Source organism: Halomonas sp. HG01, from assembly GCF_000968715.2.
GTDB classification, from domain to species: domain Bacteria; phylum Pseudomonadota; class Gammaproteobacteria; order Pseudomonadales; family Halomonadaceae; genus Halomonas; species Halomonas halophila.
The window spans coordinates 670,389-691,632 of record NZ_CP022134.1 but is presented as its reverse complement, the minus strand read 5'-3'; the positions used below and the strand labels follow the sequence as shown (position 1 = coordinate 691,632).

Below are 21,244 nucleotides of genomic sequence, written 5' to 3'. Positions count from 1 at the left end.
TCAGCCGACCTCCGCGGTGAAGCCGTGCTCGTCCACGCCCAGCGCGACGCGGCTCACCGGCTCGCGACGCGCCATGCGCTCGAGCAGCGCACGGGACACCGGTGGCAACAGCTCGCCGTCGATCACCGACTCGAGCATCCGCGCGCCGTTCTCGCTACGCGTGGCGCGCTCGCAGATGGCCTCGGCCAGCGCCGGTGCCAGCACCACCTCGGCCTGGCGATGGCGGTCGCGGATGCGGCCGGCCAGGGTCTCGAGCTTGGCGCCGACGATGTCGTGGAGGATATCCCGCGACAGCGGCAGGTAGGGCACCACCTCCATGCGCGCCAGCAGCGCCGGCTTGAAGAAGTCGGCCAGCACCGGGTAGAGCGCCTCGTCCATCGCCGCGCGGTCGTCGGCGTGGCGCACGATGGCGTCATAGCCGAGGTTCGAGGTCATGAAGAACAGCACGTTGCGGCAGTCGATGGCGCGCCCTTCCCCGTCGGCCAGCTCGCCCTTGTCGAAGGCCTGATAGAACAGGTTGAGCACGTCCGGGTGGGCCTTCTCGACCTCGTCGAGCAGCACCACCGAGTAGGGCCGCTGGCGGATCGCCTCGGTCAACAGGCCGCCCTCGCCGAAGCCCACGTAGCCGGGCGGCGAACCGATCAGCCGCGAGACGGTGTGCTTCTCCTGATACTCGGACATGTTGATGGTGGTCAGGAACTGGCGGCCGCCGTAGAGGCTCTCGGCGATCTGCACCACGGTCTCGGTCTTGCCCACGCCGCTGGGGCCGACCAGCAGGAAGGCGCCCAGCGGACGCCCGGGGCGACGCAGGTCGGCGCGGGCGGTGAGCAGGTGGCGGTGAAGGCGCTCGACGGCCAGGTCCTGGCCCTTGATCAGCCGACCCAGCTCCTCGGGCAGCTCGGTGAGGCGCGCCAGCTCGTCGCGGGTCATGCGCTCCACCGGCACCCCGGTCCAGTCGCCGATCACCTGGGCGATCTGGGCCTCCTCGACGCTGGGATTGACCAGCGAGAACTCGCGCTGCAGCGCCTCGAGGCGGGCCTCGTGCTCGGCAAGCGCGGCGGTGCGGCGAGCGCGTGCCTGGTCGGCGCTCTCGTTCTCGCCTTCCGTCTCGTGACTCTCTCCATCGCTGGCGTCGTCTTCCGCGCCGTCGAGCAGCTCGCGATGCAGGGTCAGGATGGCGTCGACGCACTCGCGCTGTTCGCGCCAGGCGGCCTCCAGGGTCTCACGCTCCTCGTCCAGCCGCGCCAGCCGCTCGGCCAGGGCGTCGCGATGGGCGGTGTCGGGATGACGGCCGAGCAGCGCCTCGCGCTCGAGCTGGTCGTGCTCGCGCCGGGCAGCCAGCTGCTCGCTCATCAGGTGGCTGAGGCGTCGCGGCGGCGTGTCCAGGGCCTGGGCCAGCCGAGTGCCGGCGGTGTCGAGCACGTCGATGGCCTTGTCCGGCAGCTGGCGGCCGGCCAGGTAGCGGGCCGAGAGCTCGGCGGCGGCGCGCAGGCCGCTGTCGCCGATCAGCACGCCGTGGGTCGACTCGTAGACGTCGCGCAGGCCGCGCAGGATCATCAGCGCCTGCTCCACGTCCGGCTCGCCCAGGGCCACCGGCTGGAAGCGCCGTGACAGCGCCGGGTCCTTCTCGATGTGCTTCTTGTACTCGCGCCAGGTGGTGGCGGCGATGGTGCGCAGCTCGCCGCGGGCCAGCGCCGGCTTGAGCAGGTTGGCGGCGTCGGCACCGCCCTCGGCGTTGCCGGCGCCGATGAGGGTGTGAGCCTCGTCGATGAACAGCAGCGTCGGCACGGCCGCGTCCTTGACCTCCTCGATCACCGCCTTGAGGCGCTTCTCGAACTCGCCCTTGACCGAGGCCCCGGCCTGCAGCGCGCCGAGGTCGAGCGACATCAGCTCCACGCCGGCCAGCGCCGCGGGCACGCGGCCCTCGACGATGCGCGCTGCCAGGCCCTCGACCACGGCGCTCTTGCCGACGCCGGCCTCGCCCACCACGATCGGGTTGTTCTTGCGCCGGCGACCGAGGATGTCGAGCATCTGGTCGATCTCGGGGTCGCGGCACAGCACCGGGTCGAGATCGCCGCGGCGCGCCTGCTCGGTGAGCGAGGTGGCGAAGCGCGCCAGCGCGCTGTCGTCGCCCGCGCTTCGGGCCGGGGCCGGCCGCTGGCTCTCGTCCTCGGCGGCACTGGCGGCCTCGGCGGACTCGCGAGTCAGGCGGGCGAAGTCGCGCCGCAGCCGTTCGCGGTTGATGCCGGCCAGCAGGCGCTCGCCGCGGGGCCCGAGATAGCGCTCGGCGTGATGCAGCAGGGCGGTGAAGATCACCCCGGTGCGCAGCTCGCGATGCCCGAACTCGGTGCTGGCCAGGAGCCAGGCGTCCTGCAGCAGCTCGACCAGCAGCGGCGAGAAGCTCGGCGTGGCCACCTCCAGGTCGCGCGGCGGCCGGGCGTCCTCGGTGAGCGCACGGCGCAGCGCCTCGGGCTCGATGTCCTCGGCCTCCAGCAGCACGCGCAGGTCGCACAGCGGCTGGTCGAGGCCGGCCAGCAGCAGGTGGGACACGCCCACCTCCGGCGCCTGCTGCTCGGCGCACAGCGTCGCGGCCCCTTCCAGTGCCTGGCGGGCGATGGCGTTGAGTCGGCCGATCAGTGCCGGTAGCTCTACCCTGAGCATGGTGTCTCCCTCGATATCGTAAGCAAGCGGTGGTTCGAGCCGCTCGGCGGCTAGTCGATGATGCGTTCCAGCAGCAGCCCGACCTGGTCGGCCTGCTCGCCCAGCGTCCACGAGAAGCCGACGTAGACCAGCGCCATGGCCAGCGCGAAGAGAGCGAAGATGCCCCACAGCGGCAGGCCGTCGCCCTGGCGGCGCGCCGCGGCGAGCACGTTGTCCAGCGGGCGGGTCAGGCTGTCCTCGCCGGGCTCGTCGAGGGCCACCAGCTGGTCGCCCAGCTCGCGCAGGATCTGCTCGTATTCCTCGCGGCCGTGGGGCATGACCTTGTAGCGGCCCTCGAAGCCCAGGCACAGGCACAGGTAGATGAAGGCCAGCAGGTCGCGATAGCGGCGCGGCTCCTGGCGCAGCCGGGAGAGGATCGAGAAGACCTTCTCGCCGCCCCAGGTCTCGTTGTGGAAGCGCGCCAGCAGCGAGTGGCCGGCCCACTGGCTCTGCTGGCCCCAGCCGGTGCTCATCACCGCCTCGTCGATGAACGAGCACAGCACGTAGCGATAGGCCAGCAGCGTCGGCCGGTCGTAGCCCTGCTCGGTGAGCTCGACCTCGATGGCGGCGATCTCGTCGACCACCTGGCGATAGAGCTGGTCGATGTCGTCGAGCCGGTCGAGCTGGCGAACCCGCACCACCATGCCCAGCAGCGAGCTGGCGGCGTCCACCAGCGGGTTGAGGCTGTGGCCGCGCAGCCGGAACCAGTAGTCCTCGTCGGCGTCCAGGTGGTTGGCATGGCTGTGGATCAGCCGCTCGAGGCCCTGGACGTCGATGCTGTCTTCGTGGCGACGCGCGTCGTCGCGGGTAGCGAGATCGTTCATGGCTTAGCTCCTGATCGCCCAGAACTGCATTTCCAGCCCCGGGAAGTCGCCGGCGACGTGGAAGGCGAAGCCGCTGGCCCCGTTGAGCATGCTCCAGGCCTCGCTCTGACGGTCGAGGCGGAAGTAGGTGTAGCCGGCATGGAACGGCAGCTGGCGCGGCGCCACCGGCAGCGGCTCGAGCGGAATGCCCGGCAGCTGCAGGCTGATGAGGTCGCGGATGCGCTCGACGCTGGCCACCTTGGTCTGCTGCACGAACAGCTTGCGCAGGCGCTCCGGCGGCAGATCCGCGCGCACCGCGAGGATGAAGTCGGCGTCCTCGAGCAGGCTGCGGTCGGCCACGGTGGCGACCTTGAGCCCGTAGCGGCGCGACTGCAGCTGGATGGCCATGGCGCGCGGCTCGAGTACCGTGGACAGCGACTGGCGCAGGCTCTGCATCAGCGGCCGGAAGGCGGCCTCCGGGCGGTCGTGGTCGTAGGCCGGAAACTCCGGCGGCAGCCGCGACTCGGCGGTGAAGGTGGTCAGCTCGCAGCAGGTCTCGTGCATGTCGGCGTAGAGCCGCTCGGGATGCAGATGGCCGAGCCGGGCCAGGTGCTGGAAGCGCGGCTGGGCGCGGTTGAGCGACTGCAGCAGCATGAAGTCGGCGACGTCGGCGACGCCGGACTGGTTCGGCGTCGACAGGCGCTGGGCCAGGTTGCGCGCTCGCTCGCGCATCAGCCCGGCCATCTCGCCGACGAAGCGCTGCAGCACCGGCGCGGCCTGGACGTTGAGCAGGGTCGGCAGGAAGTTCTCGTCGAGCACCAGGCTGCCGTCGGGGCGCCGCTCGAGGATGCGCGCCACCGCCAGGCAGGCGTAGGCGCTGCGGTCTTCCTGCTCGAGCAGCAGCCGCGGCGCCACCCGCGCCAGGTCCAGGTCGGCGATGTCACCGACCCGCGAGTGCAGGTCGCGCACGCCGCGCGGCTCGGCGCGATAGCGCGAGGCCAGCGACGAGGCCTCCCAGCTCACCTCGGCCACGCCGTCGGTGGCCAGCGGCACGCCCAGGTAGACCACCTGGTTGGCCACCGAGGCGTCGTCGATCTCCAGCGCCGGCGGCTCCAGGTCGTCGTCGGGCAGGTGGAAGGGCGTGCCGTCCGGCATCACGCCGCTGGCCCGGCTCAGGGCGATGCGCCCGAAGCTCAGGTACTCGGCGTTGAGCTCGAGGGTCAGGAAGCCATGCAGGTAGCCGCCGACGCCGCGCAGGCGGGTATCGACCAGCCCCTGGAGGCTGCGCTGCTGCTGCTGGAAATGCTGGGGCTTGATGAACAGCCCCTCGCTCCAGACCACGGGATTGCGACTGGCCATCAGGTCTCCTTCCTCAGCGCGGCCTCGCGCTCCATCAGTTGCACCAGCAGGTGGTAGTCGCGCCCCTGGGCGTCGATCTTCACCACCTTCTTCCACTGCGCCTGGTTGGGGTCGGCGTAGAAGGCGATGATGCCGATGTAGCGGGTGTCTTCCTCGACCTCGAACGGCTCGTAGAACTTGAACTGGCCGGGCAGCAGGGTGAAGTCGTCATGCGCCAGGTAGTTGGTGCCGAGCGCCTCCTCGAGGTCCTCCTGCAGCTGGCGATGGTCCGCCGACATCAGCATCGAGTCGTCCTTGAGCTGCAGGATCTGGAAGCGCAGCGGCGTGCCCTCGCCCTCGACATTGGGGTTCATGTCGTCGGCCGCCAGCATGCTCAGGTCGACCCGCGACGGGCGATCCTCCGGATAGCCGACCGGGATCGAGGGATCCTTGATCACCTCGTAGGTCTTGCCGGCGGCCTCGAAGGTCGAGGCACAGCCGGCCAGCATCGCCAGCGCACCGGCCAGCGCCAGGCCCCGCGCCAGCGGCGCGATCCCGGCCGGGCGGGGGATCATGCCCCCTCCCGCTGCTGGCGGCGCACCGACTGGTCGTAGGCCTGCTCGAAGACCTCCCAGAACAGCTTCTCGAAGCCCTGCTGGCGACCGGAGTTGAGCTCCTGGTAGTAGTGGCGATACATCTCCCAGGCCCAGCCGTCCTCGTCCTCGCCCTGGCGACCGGCGCCGCGGTAGGCCTGGAAGCGGCGCAGCAGCGCATCCGGCGAGAAGGCGTCGAGGATCGAGCGCAGCGCGGTGCCGATGGCCTCTTCCACCGCCGCCTGGTGCTGCTGCTGATGCTCGAGGCACTCGGCCACCGCCGCCGGCGCGGAGAGATGCACGGGGCTGCGCTGGGCGGCGAACAGGGTGGTCAGGGTCTGCTCGTAGGACTGGCCGAGGCGCAGCGGGTTGTCCTCGATCGGCTGCAGGCGCCGGTCGCGCAGCGGATAGCGGCTGCCGTCATGGACCTGGTGCAGCGCCAGCAGGCCATCCACCGTGGCCTTGAGCGTGCGCCCGGCCTCCTCGAGGAAGGCGTGCTGCTCGGCGCTGTCGCGGAAGCGCAGCTCGCCGCCGAGGGTCTGCAGCAGCGGCGAGGCGCCGACGTGGCCGACCTCCCTCGCCGCCGGTTCCTGCCAGCGATCCTCGAGCTGCTCGCCGACCGAGCGTTCCAGATCGTTCAACAGCCGTTCGTCCATGTCGGGTTCCTCGTAGCGTCGGTTACTCGGCGCGGCCGTCATGCCGACCGCGCCGCCCTGCCCGTCCAGGGCATCGAGCAGTTGGTGATGATCGTCCGCGCCGACCATGGGGTCGTCGGCCAGCGCGGCCATGGGGTCCTGGTGCCGCCGGGCGGGAGAGGCCTCGCCCAGCGCCTCGAGCGGATCGTGCTGGGCCCGGGGCGCGGCGGCCTCGGCGGGCAGGATCTCGGTGGCCTCGAGGGTCTCGTGCTCGTCGTCGACCAGGGTCGCCAGCGGCTGCACGCCGGCGGCGTCGGCCTGGCGGTCACCCAGGTGCACGCGCAGGTGGTACTCGCCCACCTGCAGCTCGTCGCCGTCGCGCAGCGCCACCCGGCGTTCGCGGCCGATCGGCAGGGTGGCGTGGTTGACGAAGGTCTGGCCGCTGCGATCGATCAGGCAGAAGCGCCCGTCCAGGCGCTGGATCTCGGCGTGGCCGGGCCGCACCCGGCCGGCGTGGTCCTGCAGCAGCCAGTCGTCGGCCGTCGCGCTGCCCAGGGTGCCGCCGGCCGCCGGGAAGACATGACTGCTGGTGGAACGGCCCTCGAGCCGTTCGCTGTTGGTGACCACCAGGGTGATGGCCTGCTGCTGGGAGAGCGTCGCGTTCATGGGTTCACCGTGTCATCTGAATGCGTACCCGACGGCGCCGGGCCGTGGCGTGGGCCTCGGGCTGCACGAAGGTGGTCCAGCCCAGCTGGCAGCTGCCCCCCTCCCCCAGGCGCATGGGTCTCACTTCGCTTTCCAGGAGCTCGAGCTCCAGGTCGTAGGCCAGAGGCTCGCGCAGCACGAACTCCATCAGGGTGCGCAGTGCCTGGTGGTCGCGGCCGTCGGGCAGGAAGTCGCGGAAGCGCTCCAGGTCGAGGCCGTGCAGGCGCAGTGCGAACTTGCCGCTGATATCGTCGACCCGGCTGCCGGCGATCATGTCCTGGCCCAGGGTCGAGGCCCCCAGGCCGGTGCGGGTGCGCTGGTCGGGCGGAATCTCGACCCGCCGATGCACCCAGCTCTCGACCTCGACGCCGTCGAGGTCGAAGCAGTGGCCGACGATGCCCGCCACCACGTCCGGCGAGCGCGAGCGACCGGCCAGCAGGCCGGCGTAGGCCAGCATCTTGCTCCAGTTGATCGGCGTCTCGCCGCGCAGACGGTCGTCGGCCAGGCCGACCAGGGCGAAGATCGCCGCCGAGAAGCCGTCCGTCGCGCCGTCCTGGTAGCGCACGTGGTGGCGATACTTGCGCCAGCCGCGATGCAGCAGCGACAGCACCCGGTGGTTGAACAGATTCAGGAAGTCGCCGGCCGCGCCCTCGCGATGCGCCTCGGCGTGGGCCATCGCCTCGAGGTAGTAGCCCGGCAGCGGCGACTGGGCGCCCTGCAGCCCCAGGAAGCTGACGCGCATGTCGTAGTGGCCGGCCGGGCTCGGCGTCAGCGAGAGGATGTCGCTGCCCGGGAAGCCCAGCGAGGCCGAGGCCTGGAAGCGCACGCGCTCGCCGGCCGGGTCGGCCTCGCGGTCGCCCTCGAGGTCGTCGCCGTGATGCCGGTGGAGCAGCTCCACCAGCTGATAGAAGTCGTAGCGCCGGGCCCCGTCGACCAGGGGAGCGAGCGCTACATCAGGGGCTGCTGGCCCGGCTGCAAGGTCCATGCGTAGCGCTCGCGGTTATGAAGGTTGATGACGTGCAGCTCGTGGAACGAGTTGATGCTGGCGTACAGCGAGAAGAACCGGGCCAGCACGCTGGCGAACAGGAACAGGCTACCCTCGTCGCCGAAGGCCTCCTGGTCCAGGGTCATCTCGGAGCGCAGCCCGCGCACCGGCAGGCCGCGATGCAGCCGGTCCACCGGCTGGGTCTGGATGTCGACGATGCCGGCCAGGCGCTTCTGGGCGATGCGCTCGGCCTGGCGGTCAACCAGGGCGCGGAAGTCGTAGACCCGCAGCACCGAACACAGGGCGTCGCGGTCGAGCAGCGACAGGTAGTTCAGCGACAGGTTGGAGATCAGCGTCCACAGCAGGCTGCCGTCCAGGGTCGGCCGCATGGCCGGGGTCGGCCGGGTGATGTTGCGAAACTCGGCGAAGGCCGGGCTGTCCTCGGTGGGCACGCAGACGTCGCCCACAGTCAGCCGCTCGGGCAGCTCGCGGTTGCTGCAGGTGAGGCTCAGCGAGATGGTCTCGCGCAGCCCCAGGCAGGCCTGCTCGTCGCCGCGCACGAAGGAAATGTCGTGATCAAAGCCGTCGCCGCGCAGGCTGTCGCGCACCCGCACCCGGTAGTAGCGGGCCTCGCGGCCGCGATCGCGCTCGATCTGATGCTCGAAGCTCTCGAACGGCACGTAGCGGCGCGGCTCGCCGCGGATGCGGCCGGTCTCGCTCTCGAGCCAGCCGTCCACCGCATCGACGCTGAACACCTCGTAATGGGCGGGAAAGCGGCTGCTGGGGCGGATGCGGTAGGCGCTGTGCTCGCCGCCGAGATCGACCGGATCGGCGTCATGCTCGAACAGGTTGATCGCCGGCGTGCAGTACAGCGCCAGGCTCTCGTCGCCGACCCGGGCATCCGCCGGCAGGGTGCGCGAGAAGGTGAAGCGCAGCCTGAGGCGCTGGGCCGGGCGCGACGGCAGGAAGTCGCCGAGCCGCTGCAGGTCGAAGAACTGGAAGGCCTCGGGGAAGCACAGATATTCCTGCAGGATGCGGTAGCCCTGATAGACGTTGCGTGGGTACGGCAGCAGGGCATCCTCGGCGGCGAAGCCCACCGGCGCCATCAGCCGCGTGGGCAGCGCCATCGGCTGGCCGTCGACCTCGAGCTCGATGCCGGCCAGGTAGTGGCTCAGCCACAGGTAGAGGGTGCGCGCCGTGTAGCCGCTGCCGCCGAGGTGCAGGCGCAGGTCACCCACGCCCAGGGCGTCGAGCGGCTGGTCGCTGTGCACCGCCAGGTCCAGCTCGACCACCGAGGCCTCGCGGGAGTGACGCGCCGCGACGCCGTCGTGGGCCAGCGGATAGAGCGTCAGCTCGTGGCAGGTGCGAAAGCCGCAGGCGGTGCCCTCGACCTCGCGGCTGGACAGGCTGGTACCGCGGGGCACCGGCTGGGCGGCACTCAGGCCGTGCCAGTGCGGGGTGAACTGCACCATCGTCATGCTCGGCACCGGGCGCAGGTAGTTGGGCCACAGCATGCCGATCAGCGAGTGGGTCAGCTCGGGAAACTCGTCGTCGACCTTCTCGCGCAGCCGACCGGACAGGAAGGCGAAGCCCTCGAGCAGGCGTTCGACGTCGGGGTCGGTGCTCTGCTCGGACAGGAAGCGGCTGAGGCCGGGATTGCCTTCGGCGAATTCCCGTCCCTGGCGCTTCAGGAAGTCCAGTTCGTCCCGGTAGTAGCGGTTCAGCATGTCGGCCTCAGTTCAGGCACTGGTAGCGCTTGTCGTTGAGCAGCAGGTCGATGGTGGTCTGGGTCGTGTCGCGCCCCAGATCGAGGATGGCCAGGACCTGGAAGCGCAGCTGCAGCGGATTGCCCTCGTTGGGCAGGGTCTCGACCTGGACGCGGCGGACGCGCGGCTCGTAGCGCTCGATGCACTCGCGGATGGCGCGCTCGACCTTGAGTTCGAGGTCAAGCACGCCGAGCGTGGCGTCGTTGAAGTCGAGCAGGCCCAGGTCCGGGGCACATTCGCTGTGCCCCGGATGGCTGTTGAGCAGGTCGACCAGATGGCGCTTGATCGAGGCCAGGGTGGCCTCGACCGCCGCGTCGCCCTCCGGCACGGGACGTGCCGGAGTCGACAGGCGCTCGAACAGTCGGGCGCCGAGAGGTCCGCTTCGATCCCTGAAGGCGGTCATGACGTCAGTCCTTGTCGAGGCGTCCCACCAGCGACAGCTCGAAGTTGGCGCCCATGTACTTGAAGTGCGGACGCACCGCCAGCGACACCTGATACCAGCCCGGATCGCCCTCGACGTCGGAGACCTGCACCGAGGCGGCGCGCAGCGGACGGCGGCTGCGCACGTCGGCCGGCGGGTTCTCCTGGTCGGCGACGTACTGGCGGATCCAGGTGTTGAGCTCGCGCTCGAGATCCTGGCGCTCCTTCCAGGAGCCGATCTGCTCGCGCTGCAGCACCTTGATGTAGTGGGCCAGGCGATTGACGATGAACACGTAGGGCAGCTGGGTGCCGAGCTTGTAGTTGGTCTCGGCCTCGCGCCCTTCCGGGGTGTTGGGGAAAGTCTTGGGCTTCTGCACCGAGTTGGCGGAGAAGAAGGCGGCGTTGTCGCTGCCCTTGCGCATGGTCAGCGAGATGAAGCCTTCCTCGGCCATCTCGAACTCGCGCCGGTCGGTGATCAGCACCTCGGTGGGAATCTTGCTCTGCACCTGGCCCATGGCCTCGAAGGTGTGCACCGGCAGGTTCTCCACCGCGCCGCCGCTCTGCGGGCCGATGATGTTCGGTGCCCAGCGGTACTTGGCGAAGCTGTCGTTCAGGCGCTCGGCGAGCAGATAGGCGGTGTTGCCCCACAGGTAGTGGTCGTGGCTCTCGCTGACCGACTCCTCGTAGTGGAACGACTTGACCGGGTTCTCCACCGGGTCGTAGGGCGTGCGCAGCAGGAAGCGCGGCGCGGTGAGGCCCAGGTAGCGCGAGTCCTCGGATTCGCGCAGGCTGCGCCAGCGGGCGTACTTGGGCCCCTCGAAGATCGCCTTGAAGTCCTTGATGTTGGGCAGCTCCTCGAAGCTGTCGATGCCGAAGAAGCTCGGCGCCACCGAGGACAGGAAGGGCGCGTGGGACATGGCACCCACCGAGGCGGTGTACTGCAGCAGCTTGATGTCCGGCGTGGAGGGCGTGAAGTCGTAGTGACCGATCATCGCCGCCACCGGCTCGCCGCCGAACTGGCCGTATTCGGCCGCGTAGACGTGCTGGTAGAGCCCGCTCTGGCTGATCTCCGGGGCGAACTCGAAGTCGTCGAGCAGCTCTTCCTTGGTGGCGTGCAGCACGTTGAGCTTGATGTTCTCGCGGAAGTCGGTGCGATCGACCAGCAGCTTGAGGCCCCGCCAGGCCGACTCCAGGTGCTGGAACTGCTGATCGTGCAGGATCTCGTCCACCTGGTGGCCGATCTTGCGATCCAGCTCGACGATCATGCGATCGACGACCGACTTGTTGACCTGCTGGTCATCGTCGCTCTTGAGCAGCTCGCCGATGAAGGCGGCCACGCCCTGCTTGGCCACGTCGTAGCCTTCGTCGGCCGGCGCCATGCGGGTCTGGGCCATCACCTGGTCGAGCAGGGAGACGTCCTCGGTGCTCTCGGCGGTCTGAGACTGAGCCTGGGTCTGGGTCGATTCGGTCATGGTGCGTACCTCGCCTCCGTGCGGGGAATCAGGAATCTTTCGAGGGGGCTTCGTCGTCGAGCAGCTGGAGCTCGCTCAACAGCTGGTCCCGGGCTTCCGGGTTCTCGATCAGCGCCTGCAGGCGCTCGCGGAAGGCCGGCACGTTGCCCAGCGGCCCCTTGAGGGCCACCAGCGCCTCACGCAGCTCGACCAGCTTGCGCAGCTCGGGCACCTGGCGCGCCACGCTGTCCGGCGAGAAGTCCTGCAGCGAGTTGAACTCGAGCTCGACGCCCAGCTCGCGGCCGCCTTCCTCGGCGCCCTCTTCCAGGCGGTTCGGCACGCTGGTCTGCAGCCCGAGACCGGCCTCGCGCATCACGGACTGGAAGTTGTTCTTGTCCACCGAGACGGCATCACGCTCCTCGATGGGCGTTTCCTCGGCGCCGCCCTTGAAGTCGCCGACCACCAGCAGCTTCTGGGGCAGCTCGGTCTCGGCCTGCTGATCCCCGGTGGCAGGAACGTACTTGATGTTGATGCGCTCTTTCGGCGCAACGGAGCCTTCCTTGGACATGGCGAACCTCTCCCTGCGAATGACGACTCGAACGTGTTAGAACCGCAACGAACCACCTCCGCTTCCAGGCGATGTGAATCGCATGAACGGGGATGTGGTGTGCAAATTTCATTTCGGCTAGCGGCCTTGACGAACCGGCTACCGCCTTTTTGGAAGTGCGTGACGCTAACACCCGACGGCACAGCTCTGCAGCGTGACGCCATGTGGCGACACATCATGTTTCAAAGTGTTTCAGCGGCATTTTTGCGCCAAAAATCCATTAAAATTCGCCATCTTTCGACAAAAAACCAACAATCAAAATTAGGACAGATTTGACCTACAGCCATGTAAGAGATGTCTTACATTAGATCAATGTGATTACGTACATGACCCGTCGAAGCTGTAGGACGCCGCTAAAGAAATGAGAATCAGTTTCATGAATAGAGACTGACGACGGAAGGTCCCCGATGGCATCGCACAGGCGGGTCAGCGCGGCCCTGTCGAGCCTCCGCGGGTTACTGCATAGGGACTGGCGAGAGGTCGCGCCGCTGGCAGGAAAGGCGGGAAAGGCCGGGCTCAGGTACTGCCAGGACGCCAATGCGACCTGTCGGACGTGCGACGGCTCGCAGAGTCGGCCAAGGCCTGCGGTTCAATCAGGAGCTTCTCACCCCAGAGCTCCGGGCATTCGTTGCCGACCAAGCAGGCGCCTCCCCCTGGAACAGGCAGAGCATGGCATAGGGATAATCATGCTCGACGGCCTGGAGAGATCAGTCCATCGCGTCATAAGGCAGGCCGCGTGGAAAGGGACTAACCGCTTTGCTCAGGTGGTATATGGATGACAGATTGCTGACAGCAGCGGCCTGCTCGAGATAGGGCAAGGCCGCCGTCGATTGATGGATATTGTAGAGACGCGTGCCCTCATCTTTGGCGGCCTGAGCCTCGGGCTCAAGGGCGAAGGCCGACAGAGAGCGTGCCAGCCATGGAAAGATCAGCAAAGCTGTGAACCATGGCCGCCGCACTCTAGAAGCCAAAACGTGGGGGAAAATTAGACAGCGGTGGCTGCTTGTTTATCCACTCGTCAGCTAGAACTTCAGCTTCTTTACGCTGCTCACTCGTTACTTGATCGCGACGGAGCCGCATGCTCAACTCAGATGCATCTCCCCCCACCTCTTCATTAATGGCATATAGAATTGCCCAACCTAAAACAGGTTTCTTATCAGTTTTACAGCGAGGTGAGTCATCAGGATTCAGGTAGCAGCTTGCTAGCCATTTACGGCCATTAACATCTCCTCCCTCGGATGATTTTATCGTCCATTCCCATGATTCATCATATCTCTCAAGATTGCTTAGAACAGCAGACAACGCATCCATCGCCGGCACATAGCCCTGCTCAGCGGCCTTACGTAACCATTCCTCAGCAGCCTCCAGGCGCCTGGACTCCAGGAAGTACCAGCCCTGCCCGCCACGAATATTCATGCCTAGCCGCGTCTGGGCCTCGGGGTTGCCCGCTTCCGCCGCTTTTTCCAGCCATTCCTGTCCATCTCCACTATCGTCCATAAGTCGATAGATATGGTAGAGCGCCAGCATGGCGTCGGTATCACCTGCCTCGGCCTTGGGCAAGGTTTCGGCGAGCGCCTGCTCGCGCCAGCCATCGGCGTCCTCGGGGCAGTAGTCTCCCGCCACGCAGGCGCCCCCCTGAAACAGACGCAGCATGGCATAGGGTTCGCCATGCTCAGCAGCTTTGAGATACCAGTCCAGGGCCGCTCGCGTCATATTCATCATGCGCTGACGACGCTCCGCTTCTCCCATGTAATACATGGCCTCAACATCACCGGCCTCGGCAGCTTGCTCTAGATAGGGCAAAGCCGCAGTCGGGTGCTGGATGTTGTAAAGGCGCATGCCTTCTTCCTTGGCGGCCTGAACCTCGGGCTCGAGGGCCCATACCGGCAGCGATAGAAACATCAGAACACCAAGCAATCCGTCTAAGACCTTTTTCCTCACGATCTAGAAACCATATTTAGGGGGAAAGTTGGAAAGAGGTGGTCCGTGGTTCAGCCACTCGCCTTCGGCCAGCGCTTCGGCCTCTTGACGTTCTTCATATGTTATATCATCCCTGTTAAGACGAAGAAGAGACTGGGATGTATTGCTTCCAGTCTCAGCATTAGCTGCATGAAATATCGCCCACCCCTTGACCTTGTCTTGTTCGACGAAACAAAAACCCCCTCTCTTATCCGGGTTAAAATAACAACTCCCCACATTCAATCGAGCATCAAGAAAGCCTCTATCAGAGGCTTTGACAAGCCAATCCCACCCATCTTTCACATCCCCTATGTTGCTTAACAAGGCGAACAGAGTATTCATGGCAGGAACGTAACCCTGCTCGGCGGCTTTGCGTGCCCACTCCACCGCAGCATCCGAACGGTGGGAATCGCTCCAGTAGAAGCCATAGCCATCGCGAATCATGGTACTTAACCGGTGCTGGGCCTCAGGATTACCTTTATTTGCAGCACGCTCCAGCCACTCATTACCTTCATCACTGTCGTCCAATGCGCCATAGATGTAATACAGCGCCAGCATAGCCTCAGCATCGCCATCCTCGGCGAGGGGCAACTGCTCAGCAAGCGCCTTTTCTCGCCAGCCATCAGCGTCCTCGGGGCAGTAGTCTCCAGCAACACAGGCTCCTCCTCCCCATAAGCGCAGCATGGCATAGGGATCACTATGCTCGGCAGCCTGCAGATACCATTCCATGGCATCGCTTGTCATCCCCATATGTGTCAGGCGGTAAGATTCCCCCAAATAGTACATGGCCTCTACATCACCTTCCTCTGCTGCTTCCTCTAGCTTTGGGATAGCATCTACGACATAGCCAAGGTTATAGTCGATCATTCCCGCTTCTTTTTCTTCTTGAATTCCAGCACCCACCCCCCAAGACAAAGTGGAAGAAAAAACAGCGACAAGCATAAGGAAGGGCTTAAATTTAAACGAAACTTTACCTGCTAAATTATTTTTCATAAGCACACCGAAATAAATAATCACTTGTTAAAAGCTTGCAAGGTGCCGACCTAAAGAGCCCGACCATCCACGGTATTCTTGTCTAGCCGTATCGCTTGCCACTGATTTTGTGTCTGATACTAACGACATCCAATCATCCAAGCGCTGTCGATTTTCTTGATAAGCCATCAAACGATCATCATCGGTCTTCTCCCCATCGCTCGCCATCCGCGCGACGCTCTTCTCGAAGAGGATCTGCGCCGGATTGGGATCAGTATCAGAGAATCGATAGCACATGTCGTTATAGGCGCCTTTCGTCGCCCCTTCTACCAGCCACTGCAAGCAGTTGGTGATGGCGATCTGCTGGTAATCCTGGGCTTGGGCTTCACTAAACCGATCACCGTCAGCATCGAAGGATTCCGGACCGCTGGCCAGCACATGCAGCAGGGGGCCCAAGGCCTCAGGCGGCAATTGCTGCACCCAGGCCCTACGCTCATTCTCTTGTGCCCGGGACAACGGACGTGTCAATGCATAAGCTATAAGCCCGGCTCGATCCGAGCGGGTGAAGTCGGTATATAGATCATTGACGAAGTCGATGCCTCGCAGCGCCAGCATGCCGACGTCCACCATCAGCATCGTCTGCATGAAGAACAGCTTGCTGAAGCCGTCGAAGGCGGCGGGCGTGATCCAGTCGACGACCTCGTAGTCGTTATCCACCAGCGCCTGGTGCAGCATGCCCATCCAGGGGTCCAACCGGTCGGGATCGAGTTCGACGCTGAACTTGCCGCCAACGCCGCCCTTGAGCACCAGCCGGGCCTTGAGGGTCAGCACGAACTTGCCGTCGATCAGGCCGATCTGGAAGTCCGCCTCGGCGCCGATACCCGCCAGAGCCTCGGCGGCCAGGGTCGCCTTGGATAGCTCGCCCCAGTCGTCGAGCGGCTCGCGGAGCATGCCCAGCTCGTCCAGGGCGGCGTACTTGGGCAGGCGCTGCAGGATGTCCTGCGGCGGCTTCCAGCGCAGCGCCACGCTGCACTGTACCGTGATGCCGACGCCGGCGAAGGCCTTGAAGGAGGCGGCTGTCCCCGCCTGCGTGGCGCGATCGAGGCCGACGATAGAGACGCCGTTCTGATCGACGCTGAGGCCGGTCTCGGCGGCCAAGGCCGCGCTGGCTCCCGCGAAGCCCTTGGCCACGGGTTCGAGACGCAGCGCATAGCAGCCCAGGCTGCGACGTTCATCACCCTTGTTGTGTAGCGTCACCTCAATGGGCTCGGCACTAGTCTCTTCCGGCAGCGAGAAGGTCCCAAAAGAGAGTTCGCCGGCCACCAGGTTGAACTTGGCCTCCGCCTTGGCCGAATAGCTGGCCTTGGCACTAGCACCGCGATCCGGTCGATTCTGCAGGCCTCCCGCCGCTGGCGAGCCGGCCGAGGGTCTGGTGGTCAACTCCTGCTCGTCGACCCGCTGACCGATATCCTTGGCCTCGGCCTCGAGGTTACTACCTGCCTCGGCCGAGACGCTGCCGTCCATGACCTCGAGCGACAGGCTCGGCCCAGTGGCCTGTACTTCCTGAGGCCGGTCCGGCGCGACCTGCTCCTTGAGGTCGCCATAGCTCATTCCGACCATGCGTAGGTATTGGGCCTGAGCCGAGGCATCGAAGAGTCGCAACACCTTGTGTGAGGGGCCGGTAAAGAGCAGGTGTTGCAGGGTCTCACCCCAAGCCTCTCGCTTGCTTTCCAAGGCGGCGACACGAATCTCTTCCGCGTCGAGATAGGCGAAGAAGCGCTCATGCTCGAACAGCCCCAGCGTCTCATCATGCCAATCGGGGTCCCACTCGATGCGCTGGCACCCTCGCCCGGTAAGCCATTCCGCGAGCGCACTCTCGGGGGCCTCCCACAGCTGGGCGGGCAGCGCGCCATCGCCCGGCAGACTCCGCTTGAGGCGCTCGTGTTCTTCTTTCGTCATGGCCAGGGCCGCCAGCTGGTGCAGGCTCAAGTGACTGAGCGACTGGGGGCCGAGCGGGGAACTGAACTCGCGTAGGGGGAAGTCGTTGCGCACCAGCACATCGACGCTGCGCTTCCGATAACCGAGCGCATGCCGTGCATCCGTGACGTCGGCATTCCAATACAGCACTCGCCGCGGCTCCATGGCTTCGGTCGTTTGACGTGCGGTCTCGTAGAAGGCATCGAGACGTCGGCAGTAGTCTTCATATCGACGGCGCTCTTCTTCCAGAAGGAAGATCGGCAAAGCCGCCTGCCCTGCGGTACTGTCCCGCCAGTCTTCGAGCTTGGCATCCATGGACGCGGCGATCTCGGGCAACTCCTTGAGCAGCCGATTGTAGCCATCGAAATCGGAGACGCCTGGCTGAAGGCCCGGCGTCTGCCGAGAGGGATCGGCCAGCGCCAGCTCGGGCGTGGCGATCCCTATCGCTGCCAGTTGGAGAATGCTCTGGATATAGGCCGCCTCGGCGCTATCGTTCTGTTCCTCGAGATAGTCCGCATAGTCTTCTACCGGGCAGCTTCGCAGTGCCGCGACCGGCGAGGCGCCGCCACATAGCGACGTGTACTGGAAGGCATAACGGATCGCGTCACCGACAGGCACCTCGTCCTCGACGAAGCGCTCGACGTAATCCTGACGACACTCGCGATAGGTTGTCAGGGCCGTTTCGATCTCCTGCTCCCAGGCACCGTAGAAACGATCTCCATCGATCTCGAAACCCTGCTCTTCGGCTGCCCTCTTCCCTTCTCGTTCGAGCTCATCGAGGCGATCCTTGAGCTCATAGCGGCGATACATACGTCTCTGGCTCGCATCGAAATCATATCCCGGCTCGCCGATGATCGGCTCTTCCCTGGCCTGAAGGGCTTCAAACTCCTGCGACTTATTGACGTATTCCTTACACTTCGCCTGATCCAGAAAGTTTTCCACCCGGGCCGGCATCATGCAGGCAGTCATGCCGGCCTGGCCGGACAACTTCGCCATCCGGCTCTGAGGATCGGGATCGGCGACGATCTGGGCAAGCTGATCGGCCGCCTCGTGCAGGGCATCGGAAACCGGTTGGGTCAGCAGCCAGAAGTTGCCGGTCCCGCTCAGGTAAAGAATATCGGCCCAGGTATCGTCCTCGCAGGGATGAGACGCATCCTGCCCCACTTCGCCGCCACCGGGCGTTACCTCGCAGGTCGACAACCGATGCACCATGGGCTCCGGTGCCGAGGGGGCAGTAGAAGCCGCCTCCGCTACCCAGTCGCCCGGCTTGGGCCGACCCACCGAGTCCACCGTTTGATCGCTATCCCTGATCACATCGTCCATGCGTACGTGTCCCTGTCCTGTGCCTGAAGCATCTCCATCCGTTTGCGAAGGGCCTTGACCTTGCGCCAGGCCGGCTGATCCGAATCGAGGATCTTGCGGCTCTCCTCGCTCTCGCGCCATGCCATCTGCTGCACGTAGGGCAGCAGGCTCTCCAGATGGCGGGCCCGGGTAATGCCATGGCGGTTGAGCACGGCCAGCCCTTCCAGCCAGATGGCGTCGACCTCGTCGAGCCGAATCCCCTGCCGTTCGGCCAGGAACCAGGCCTGCGGGGCCTCTTTCAGCGCCGCTTCCATGTCCACCGTCAGGCGCCGCGAGGCATCGAGCGCATCGTTCGGCTCGGGGCACTGCCAGGCCTGCCACTGCCCCAAAGGCGTGGGCGTGGCGAGCTCGCCGAACGGCCCCAGCACATCCGCCAGCGTCGCGGGCTCGGCGCCGGCCAGCAGGGCGGTCAGGGCCGCCGGATCCTGCAGGTTGACCAGCGACTGGCCGCCATGCGGATCGGCCCACACGAACAGGCCCTGCAGATGCGCGATCAGGTCGTCACCGTCTGTCGTCGGTAACGGCTGACAGCACCAGCCCAGGCGGCGTTCCCGACACAGCGCCTCGCCGACGCGCCAGGCGTCGCTGCCGGGCTCGAGACGTACGGCCCAGGGGCCGGCCTCCTGCAGCGGGGCCAGCGACGTGGCGGCGAACAGCGGCACGTGCTCATGGATGCCCTCGTGGCCTAGCAGCGCGCGGCTCGCCTCGGAGGCGCGGCGCTGGTCGAGGACCATCACCAGGGGGCGTTCGGTCGACAGCCAGGCCTCGGGCTCGCCGCTGAGGTAGGCCCGCTCGGGCAGGCGCGCTAGCCAGCCAGGCATGGGCAATCCTCCCGGCTGCACTGGGTCTCGCTGATCTTGCCGCAAAGCGGCATCAACGCCGCTTCCGAGAGGCGATAGTCGAGCAGCGGAGGCAGCGCGATGGGGGCGATCGCTTCATGCACCTCCGGCTCGGCATGCCCGGGCCGTAACGGCGCCTGGGCGCCCTGCCCGGTGCCGCTGCCGGGACTGCCGCCGGCGTTCACCTTGATGCTGGGGCCGACGATGGTGATGCCGCCGCCGTCGATCTTGAGGAAGCTGCCGCCGGCGGCCAGGGTCAGCTCGCTGCCGGCTTCCAGCACCGCCTTCTGGCCGGCCTTGATGTGCAGCTCGCGGCCGCTCTCGGTGAGCCAGGCCTGGCCGGCGCTCAGGTGCAGGCTGCCGTCGACGGTCAGGTGCTGGGCGCCGTCGCTCTTCTCGCGCCGCTCGCCGTGCACTGTGTGGTGATCGTCGCGGTCGATCTCGCCGATGCGGTCGCGTTTGATCCCGAGATCGCTGTCGCGACGGATCTCCTCGGTGCGGTCATTCTCGGTCAGCAGCTCCAGATCCTTCTGGGCGTGCCACCAGATCTGTTCCTGGTCGTGCTGGTCCTCGAAGCGCAGCTCGTTGAAGCCCTCGCCCTGGTGGGTCTGGGTTCGCAGCACGGTGCGCGTCTTGTGTTCCGGCAGCGAATACGGCGGCGTGTTGACCGCGTGGTAGGTGCGCCCGGTGACCAGCGGCTGGTCCGGGTCGCCCTCGAGGAAGGAGACGATCACCTCGTGGCCGATGCGCGGGATCGCCATCATGCCGTAGCCGCCGCCGGCCCAGCCCTGGCTAACGCGCAGCCAGGCGCTGGCGGTTTCATTGGGCTCGGCGTAGCGGTCCCAGGGGAACTGGCAACGCACCCGGCCATGTTCGTCGCAGTGGATCTCCTCGCCCTCCGGGCCGACCACGAAGGCCACCTGGGGGCCATCGACCCGCGGCTTGGGCCGGGGTTCGGGGCGCCAGGCGGCATCGTCCGGGGTCAGGCTCAGGGTGTTGTAGTAGCGGGTCATGGCTTCCGAGCCTGTCTTCCCACCTTGGCCCCGCAGGCCTTGCGCCTGAGCGGCATCTTCCTCTAATGCCTGGGGCTGATCGCCCTGGTGCACCACCTTGATGACCTGCCAGCCGCGGTTGAACTCGCCGACGTCGTGGTCGGCCAGGGTGAAGCGCGCGCCCGGGGTGAGCTCCGGCAGATCGCTCTCGCCGTCGAGGGTCAGGGCATCGTGGCGCAGGTGCTCGAGCCGGTGGCGGGTGAAGGCCCGGCCCGAGGCATCGGCCTTGTAGCGGCCCGGGTAGTCGTAGTGCTCGTAGTCCTCCCGCTGGCTGTGCTGTTCCAGCCGCTGGCCCTGTTGGTCGTGCAGCTGCGCATAGGCCGGCTGCTTGAACGAGTAGTCCTTGAGCTGGGCCCGGGCCGGGCGCACCCGGGCGGTCTGGGTCAGCCGCCGCAGATGGCGCTGGGGCGGCGTGCCGCCGGCGCGATGGTGATAGCTGCGCTCGCCGAGGCCGGTGAGCACCTGCGGATCGTCGGCGAACACCAGCCGGTGGGCGCCGAGGTCAGCATCTTCAAATTCATGGAAATAGAACAGCCCTTCCTCGGCGGCCAGGCGCTCGAGGAACTCGAGGTCGGTCTCGCGATACTGCACGCAGTACTCGCGCTCGGCGGGCTCGCGGGTCGTCGCGAAGGCGACGTCGGTCAGGCCGCGCTCCTCGCACAGGGTGTTGAGGATCGTGAGCGGCGAGACGCGCTGGAAGATGCGCGAGTTCTGGCGCAGCGAGAGCCGCCACAGCGAGGGGCGAATCACCACCTCGTAGAAGCTGCGGCGATGGCCGCGGTCGCCGCGGCCGAATTCGGCCACGATGCCGTGGACCCGGCGCTGGGCCACGCCGTCCTGCCACACGGTGAGGCTCGCCGGGCGGTCGAGCAGTGTCTGTGGCGAGAGGTCGGCGGCGCGGCTCGCGAAGCGCACCCGCAGGTGGAAGGGCGCCGAGAGCGCCTCTTCATGGGTGAAGTCGACGACGGCCAGATCGGCGTCCTCGGCCCCCGTGAGGCTCAGGGTGAACTGCAGTCCATTGGCCTGGGTCATGGCATCCCTCCTGGAGGCCGTGTCCGTTCCTTGGATCACCGGCCGCGA

16 protein-coding genes are annotated in these 21,244 nt (G+C 66.5%); all 16 read right to left on the bottom strand.

The window, feature by feature from the left end:
• Positions 1-2,661: a type VI secretion system ATPase TssH gene (gene tssH, locus UN84_RS03120; RefSeq protein WP_046079165.1), complete on the bottom strand. Its 2,661-nt coding sequence runs from the start codon at positions 2,659-2,661 to the stop codon at positions 1-3.
• Between the two features lie 50 nt (positions 2,662-2,711).
• Positions 2,712-3,524: a type IVB secretion system protein IcmH/DotU gene (gene icmH, locus UN84_RS03115; protein WP_146910239.1), complete on the bottom strand. Its 813-nt coding sequence runs from the start codon at positions 3,522-3,524 to the stop codon at positions 2,712-2,714.
• A 3-nt stretch (positions 3,525-3,527) separates the two neighbouring features.
• Positions 3,528-4,862, bottom strand: coding sequence for a type VI secretion system baseplate subunit TssK (gene tssK, locus UN84_RS03110; RefSeq protein WP_046079166.1), 1,335 nt, complete (start codon positions 4,860-4,862; stop codon positions 3,528-3,530).
• The gene (tssJ, locus tag UN84_RS03105) at positions 4,862-5,416 is read right to left on the bottom strand and encodes a type VI secretion system lipoprotein TssJ (RefSeq protein WP_046079167.1); all 555 of its coding nucleotides are present in this window, start codon (positions 5,414-5,416) and stop codon (positions 4,862-4,864) included. The genes tssK and tssJ overlap by 1 nt, the downstream gene beginning before the upstream one ends.
• Positions 5,413-6,735 (bottom strand): type VI secretion system-associated FHA domain protein TagH, encoded by a 1,323-nt coding sequence (gene tagH / locus UN84_RS03100; protein ID WP_052719350.1) that lies wholly within the window; start codon positions 6,733-6,735, stop codon positions 5,413-5,415. Before tagH ends, tssJ begins: the two co-directional genes overlap by 4 nt.
• A gap of 4 nt (positions 6,736-6,739) precedes the next feature.
• Positions 6,740-7,759 carry a type VI secretion system baseplate subunit TssG gene (gene tssG / locus UN84_RS03095; RefSeq protein ID WP_046079168.1) on the bottom strand — a complete coding sequence of 340 codons (1,020 nt, stop codon included), beginning with the start codon at positions 7,757-7,759 and terminating at the stop codon, positions 6,740-6,742.
• Positions 7,723-9,486: a type VI secretion system baseplate subunit TssF gene (gene tssF, locus UN84_RS03090; RefSeq protein ID WP_046079169.1), complete on the bottom strand. Its 1,764-nt coding sequence runs from the start codon at positions 9,484-9,486 to the stop codon at positions 7,723-7,725. The genes tssG and tssF overlap by 37 nt, the downstream gene beginning before the upstream one ends.
• Positions 9,487-9,493: 7 nt before the next feature.
• Positions 9,494-9,928 carry a type VI secretion system baseplate subunit TssE gene (gene tssE, locus UN84_RS03085; RefSeq protein WP_035594083.1) on the bottom strand — a complete coding sequence of 145 codons (435 nt, stop codon included), beginning with the start codon at positions 9,926-9,928 and terminating at the stop codon, positions 9,494-9,496.
• A 4-nt stretch (positions 9,929-9,932) separates the two neighbouring features.
• Entirely contained in the window at positions 9,933-11,417 is a 1,485-nt protein-coding gene (gene tssC, locus UN84_RS03080) for a type VI secretion system contractile sheath large subunit (RefSeq protein WP_046079170.1), read from the bottom strand.
• A 28-nt stretch (positions 11,418-11,445) separates the two neighbouring features.
• Positions 11,446-11,964 carry a type VI secretion system contractile sheath small subunit gene (gene tssB, locus UN84_RS03075; RefSeq protein ID WP_046079171.1) on the bottom strand — a complete coding sequence of 173 codons (519 nt, stop codon included), beginning with the start codon at positions 11,962-11,964 and terminating at the stop codon, positions 11,446-11,448.
• Between the two features lie 746 nt (positions 11,965-12,710).
• Positions 12,711-12,938 carry a hypothetical protein gene (locus UN84_RS03070; RefSeq protein WP_152662859.1) on the bottom strand — a complete coding sequence of 76 codons (228 nt, stop codon included), beginning with the start codon at positions 12,936-12,938 and terminating at the stop codon, positions 12,711-12,713.
• Between the two features lie 25 nt (positions 12,939-12,963).
• On the bottom strand, positions 12,964-13,905 hold the full coding sequence (locus UN84_RS03065) for a tetratricopeptide repeat protein (protein WP_082090891.1): 942 nt from the start codon (positions 13,903-13,905) through the stop codon (positions 12,964-12,966).
• Positions 13,906-13,947: 42 nt separating this feature from the next.
• Positions 13,948-14,979 (bottom strand): tetratricopeptide repeat protein, encoded by a 1,032-nt coding sequence (locus UN84_RS03060; protein ID WP_152662860.1) that lies wholly within the window; start codon positions 14,977-14,979, stop codon positions 13,948-13,950.
• 3 nt (positions 14,980-14,982) lie between these two features.
• Complete coding sequence (locus tag UN84_RS03055) at positions 14,983-18,234, bottom strand: hypothetical protein (protein ID WP_046079174.1); 3,252 nt, start codon at positions 18,232-18,234, stop codon at positions 14,983-14,985.
• Positions 18,222-19,094 (bottom strand): DUF4123 domain-containing protein, encoded by an 873-nt coding sequence (locus UN84_RS03050; protein WP_052719351.1) that lies wholly within the window; start codon positions 19,092-19,094, stop codon positions 18,222-18,224. Before UN84_RS03050 ends, UN84_RS03055 begins: the two co-directional genes overlap by 13 nt.
• Complete coding sequence (locus UN84_RS03045; RefSeq protein ID WP_046079175.1) at positions 19,079-21,196, bottom strand: type VI secretion system Vgr family protein; 2,118 nt, start codon at positions 21,194-21,196, stop codon at positions 19,079-19,081. The genes UN84_RS03050 and UN84_RS03045 overlap by 16 nt, the downstream gene beginning before the upstream one ends.
• Positions 21,197-21,244: the final 48 nt, after the last annotated feature.